This window comes from Bdellovibrionales bacterium, assembly GCA_019750295.1.
Lineage (GTDB): Bacteria > Bdellovibrionota > Bdellovibrionia > Bdellovibrionales > JAGQZY01 > JAIEOS01.
Map to the genome: position 1 here is coordinate 1 of JAIEOS010000150.1, position 4,848 is coordinate 4,848.

The window sequence follows — 4,848 nt, forward strand, 5'->3', positions numbered from 1 at the left end:
GAAGCTTTAATTTTCCCATTTTCGAGAATAACGACTCGCTGAGCCAGCGCCTCCACATCTTGTGGATCGTGAGACACTAAGAGGACAGGAATCTTGTAATTTTCCATGGTTTTCTGCAGCAGCACCCGGGCCTGCTTTTTAAGCTGGATGTCCAATGCCGAGAAAGGCTCATCAAGAATCAGGAGACGCGGACGCGTTACCAGAGCTCTCCCTAATGCCACCCTCTGTTTTTCTCCACCTGAAAGCTTATAGGTTTTTTGCTCGAGGACCGATGCTATTCCTAACAGAGAAACAATATCCTCCCAATGGGCAAGCTCTATGGACTGTCCTGCCGCCTGGAGAGGGAAAAGGATATTTTCTCTTGCGGTTAAATGCGGAAAAAGAGCCAAGTGTTGAAACACTACACCGATTTTTTTCTGATGGGGCGGCAGAACAGCTAAATTGTCTTCTCCGAGTTGCCACTCGTAGCGGGAGTCCGCAGGCTCTAAACCGAGCAACAGTCGGAGCACCGTTGTTTTTCCTGCGCCTGAGGCTCCCCAAAGTAAAGTCAGTCCCTGGTCGGCGATTTTCCATTCGTTGATCTCGATAGAGATATTTCCGATTTGTTTACGTAAGTTTTTGACGACTGACATAGGCCACTCCCGCGAAAAAACTAAAGACCACCGCACCACATAAAAGAATGAGCCCACTCAAAACCTGCGCGCTACTCCAACGGTAATGCTCGACTAAACTATGCACCCACATCGCTAGCGTCTGGTCGCTGCCAAGAATGATCCGCGACAATGAAAAGTCGCCGACCGCCCAGATGGCGGCAAGCCCACTTAACAGACTCAACGACGGCAATACTTGCGGCCAAGTGATGCGTCGGAAAATTTGAAGTGGGCTGGCGCCTAGAAAATAAGCCATCTCGATTTGCTCCGCAAGGTGGTCCACAGTCTGCACTAAACCGAGTCGAACCACCGCCGGCAAAAAAGCAACACATAGCGCCCAAGACAAACTGATCGGAGACAATAAATCATTCCAAATATTATCAGGCCGGCAGGCGAGAGCGAGGATCACAAAGCTGGGAGTAACAAGCGATGTGAAGAACAACTGCGTCTTTTTAAACTGCAAAAAATAGGTACTGATTGAAAGTAGTATAAATACGAACCCGCCGGTGACAAATCCCACCAACAGCGAACCTGAGACGTACACGTCCCAGTTGGTTAGAATATCGCTCTGTTGCTGAATTTGATAGAGGCCCTTTGCCGAACCAAAAATGGCACTGGCGAGCACAATCATGGGAGGTGCCATTAAAGGAAAAATTCCCGATTTTTTTTCTAAAAGAGTCAATCGCCGCAGACCTGAGATCTCCACGGGGATCGGTTTGAATAACAAGATCCCCAGAAGAAGAAGGATCAAAAAACCGCTCTGATAAATAAATAATGTCAGAGCCTGATTCCACTGTTGACCTAACATCACTTTTTCGAAGATGACGACTTCCATACCGGCCATGGAGTGACTTCCCACGATCAACGGAATCGAAAAGCTCGTCAGAAAGTAAAACAAAAGAATGAGAAGAACTTGTAAAATATCAATTCGTAAGATCGGAAAGGCCGTATATAGAAAATATCGTGTCGATGTCCCTGTGGTTAACGCCCAGTCGCCGAGGTCCGACAATTTCTGTGACAACAAACGTTTTAAAACCCAGCTGACCATCCCCACTTCCGAAAATACGTGAAGAAAAACCACTCCGGTAAGGCCGAAGGGGAAACGTGGAAATACATTAAGGACAGACACCACAATAAAAATAGCTGGAAGTAAAGCTGGCAGTAAAACCAGAAACTCACAAAGCGTGTAAAGCTTTTTGGACAATCTATTCTCCAACCAAAATAGACCACAACTTCCCCACACTCCAAACACCAGACAAAATATCGCGCTTAAAAAGGACTGCGACATGGATAGGAGAAAAACTTGTTTTAAGTTCCCTGTCTCTATGCTCTCCCATTGAAAGTCCTTAAACAGATAAATGTAGGGAAGATACAGGGATAAAACCAAAAACAAAAATAATAGGCGATGGGAAAAAGGAAATCTCATTAGAGGTCTAATTCCTTCCAACGCTCGATGAGCTGCTTTTTCTGCTCGATAAACTTCATATACTTATCCGGGCCAATCAATTGAATACTTTTAGGAAAATCAAACGGAGTGTCTCTCTTGACTTCACTTAAAACAGGCAGCATAAAGTTTTTTTCCATCACTTTCTTTTGCGCCTCGGGCGTCAATAAAAAGGCGACAAACTTTTGCGCCAGATCGCACTCGGTGCACTGATCCGGAACTCCCACATACTCAACGCTATAGATATGGGGCTCGTCAAAGTAAACGGGCTGATATTGATAGTCCCCTTCGTTGACATAATGATAAATCGTCGAAGTAAAAAAGGAGAAGACCATTGGCACTTGATTATTTTGAAACAAACTGTAGGACGCCGACCAAGAGGGAGCCACTAAGCGGATACTTGACTTCAACTCTTTAAAATACTTGAAGCCCTCATCCTCACCGTAAACCGAAAGCACCCAGATTAAAAAATAAAGACCTGAGGCACTAGTGGTAGGATCTTGAATCGCTAGAGAATTCGCATACTGCTTTTGCAGAAGATCTTTCAGCGATCGCGGAGTTATAATTTGCGAACGCCTAAAAATAAAAGTCATGGGTGACCAGTCCACAGGTTTAAAATCCTCAAAGAAAACATCTCGAGGAAGTTCGGTCGCTCCAGGAGAAAGTGCCTGGATGGGCCGCCATTTCATTAAGGATCGCGCCTCCGGTAACGACAGCGAATCGATTCCAATCACCACATCGGGCGGTAATTGAGAGGATTGCAAATTCTGCAAAATCATTCCTGAATTTCCGACGTCCACCCACTGAACTTTCACTTTATTTTGTTTCTCAAACTCCGATACGATCTCGGGACCCGGGCCCCAGTTTTTGAGAAAATTAGAGTACGACATAATTTTAAGAATGGGCGGCTGATCTTGATTTAAAGAAAGAATCTTTCTTGAATAGAATTGGAAGAAGAGAAAGCTCACAATCGCAATAAATAATACGAGATAAAAACTTAATGATTGAAAAATTCTACCAAAGAAGGCCACGGCGACTCTTATAGAAATAATAATCTAGTCCGAGGCAGCGTCCTGCGCCGAGAAGACAAAATGTGGTATGGATGGCAAAAGCAAACAATTGAGTCTTCTCACCCTGAGCGTCGACAAGAATATACATGTGTAGCGATAGAAACGCCGCCAACAGAGCGACCGGGCGAACCAAATAGCCCACAAGATAAGAGGCCGCAATTACAAATTGCGAACAAATGATCAGGTAACTTGCGACGATCCAATAATTTTGAATCAACACGCTCCAAAATTGAACGTAAGAGCTGAGAGCTCCGAGATTTTCCAATTTTAATCTCATTTGCTCATTGAGATAGGGGTGTTCGAGATAACCCGCCTGTACCAAGTACATCGCCATACCAAAGTATTGGAGACTCATAAAAATTCGTAGGAGCGCGACAGGCCATAATAGCCCTGCGTATCTCAAGCTTTCGAGGAAGGAAACAACCATGACCCATCTTCATTCACAGGTCTAGGAGAGTCAAGGGGCGACGAGGAAGTAGAGGCGGCTCTTCGTCGAGAGCTCGAGGTTTTATTGAGTCTTCGGCGTGGCCATGCGCTATGATAATTACATAGTTCACAGGGGGAAAAATGCTTAAGCCAAAAGCGCCATCTGCCAACGAGATGCAGGAAGTTTATCAATTTCTCAATAGTCAGTTAAGAAAAGATCTCACTTGGTCCGTCCAACAAGAGTACCCCTTAGCGTTTGATCCAAAGAATTCTCACAACATCCGAATTTTAAAGGAAAAGGACACTGTTGTTTCTCACGCCGTTCTTAAAACAGTGTTGTTAAAAACGCCCTACGCCATTTTTAATGTGGGCATGATCGGGAGTGTCGTCACCAATCCGAACTATCGACATCAAGGGTTAAGCTCCCAGATTCTCGAAAGCTGCATTGAAGAAGCTCGCCAGCAGAACTGTGACTTTATTATCTTATGGACCGACGCTTTCGACTTTTACCGCAAGTTTGGTTTTGAGTTGGCAGGAACTGAGGTCAGTTTGATTATAAACTCCCAGTTCGTTCCTGCAAGAGATCGCTCCGACCTTAAAATTATAAAAAGTCAGCAAATCGATCCCCAGGCTTTATTAAGGCTCTACAACTTGCACACGGTAACATCGGTACGAACAGCCGACGATATCAAAAAATGTTTACATATCCCCAACTCTCGCATCTACACGGCTTGGAACAAAAATAACCAAATTGAAGCGTACGCCATCGAAGGTAAGGGCGTGGACCTTCAAGGTTATATTCACGAATGGGGCGGCGGAACATCGGCGTTAATGCATTTATTTAAACATATTCATGTCGATCAGCAAAAAGAAGTGATCGCTATCACTCCCCCGCATTGCAAAAATCTGATTGCCCAGGCCACCGCTTGCGGAGCCCAAAAATACGAAGGCATTTTAGGGATGTTTAAAATTATAAATCCCGCAGAAATGGCAAAGAAAACTCAGCGAATTGCTCGACGTATGGGCCTTAAGGATTTCGCCATTCAATATCATGAAGAGCACTTATATTTCGGAAGCAGCGAGGGGCTCTATAAGACAAATTCAGAGAGCGATATGGTTCACCTGTTCTTTGGACCCCAAAAGCCGTCTGAAATTCACCAATTTAGTGATCGGACCGCGGCGACATTAAATCGTGTCTTCCCGCTTCCTTGCTGGATCTGGGGCTGGGACTCTATTTAATGCGCTCCTTTTTGATCTG

5 protein-coding genes are annotated in these 4,848 nt (G+C 44.9%); 1 reads left to right on the forward strand and 4 read right to left on the reverse strand.

Annotated elements, in window-relative coordinates; all coding sequences use genetic code 11:
• The 4 genes from K2Q26_16075 to K2Q26_16090 form a co-directional block, all read right to left on the reverse strand.
• The coding region (locus K2Q26_16075) for an ATP-binding cassette domain-containing protein (GenBank protein MBY0317037.1) at positions 1-632 on the reverse strand (632 nt) is incomplete at its 3' end.
• The gene (locus K2Q26_16080) at positions 607-1,854 is read right to left on the reverse strand and encodes an ABC transporter permease subunit (GenBank protein MBY0317038.1); all 1,248 of its coding nucleotides are present in this window, start codon (positions 1,852-1,854) and stop codon (positions 607-609) included. The genes K2Q26_16080 and K2Q26_16075, both read right to left, overlap by 26 nt.
• A gap of 221 nt (positions 1,855-2,075) precedes the next feature.
• A complete protein-coding gene (locus tag K2Q26_16085) occupies positions 2,076-3,125 on the reverse strand; it encodes a thiamine ABC transporter substrate-binding protein (GenBank protein MBY0317039.1) in 1,050 nt (349 codons plus the stop codon).
• Entirely contained in the window at positions 3,109-3,519 is a 411-nt protein-coding gene (locus K2Q26_16090; GenBank protein ID MBY0317040.1) for a hypothetical protein, read from the reverse strand. Before K2Q26_16090 ends, K2Q26_16085 begins: the two co-directional genes overlap by 17 nt.
• 212 nt (positions 3,520-3,731) lie before the next feature.
• On the opposite strand from K2Q26_16090, the gene K2Q26_16095 reads away from it, so the two are divergent.
• Positions 3,732-4,829 (forward strand): GNAT family N-acetyltransferase, encoded by a 1,098-nt coding sequence (locus K2Q26_16095; GenBank protein ID MBY0317041.1) that lies wholly within the window; start codon positions 3,732-3,734, stop codon positions 4,827-4,829.
• Positions 4,830-4,848: the final 19 nt, after the last annotated feature.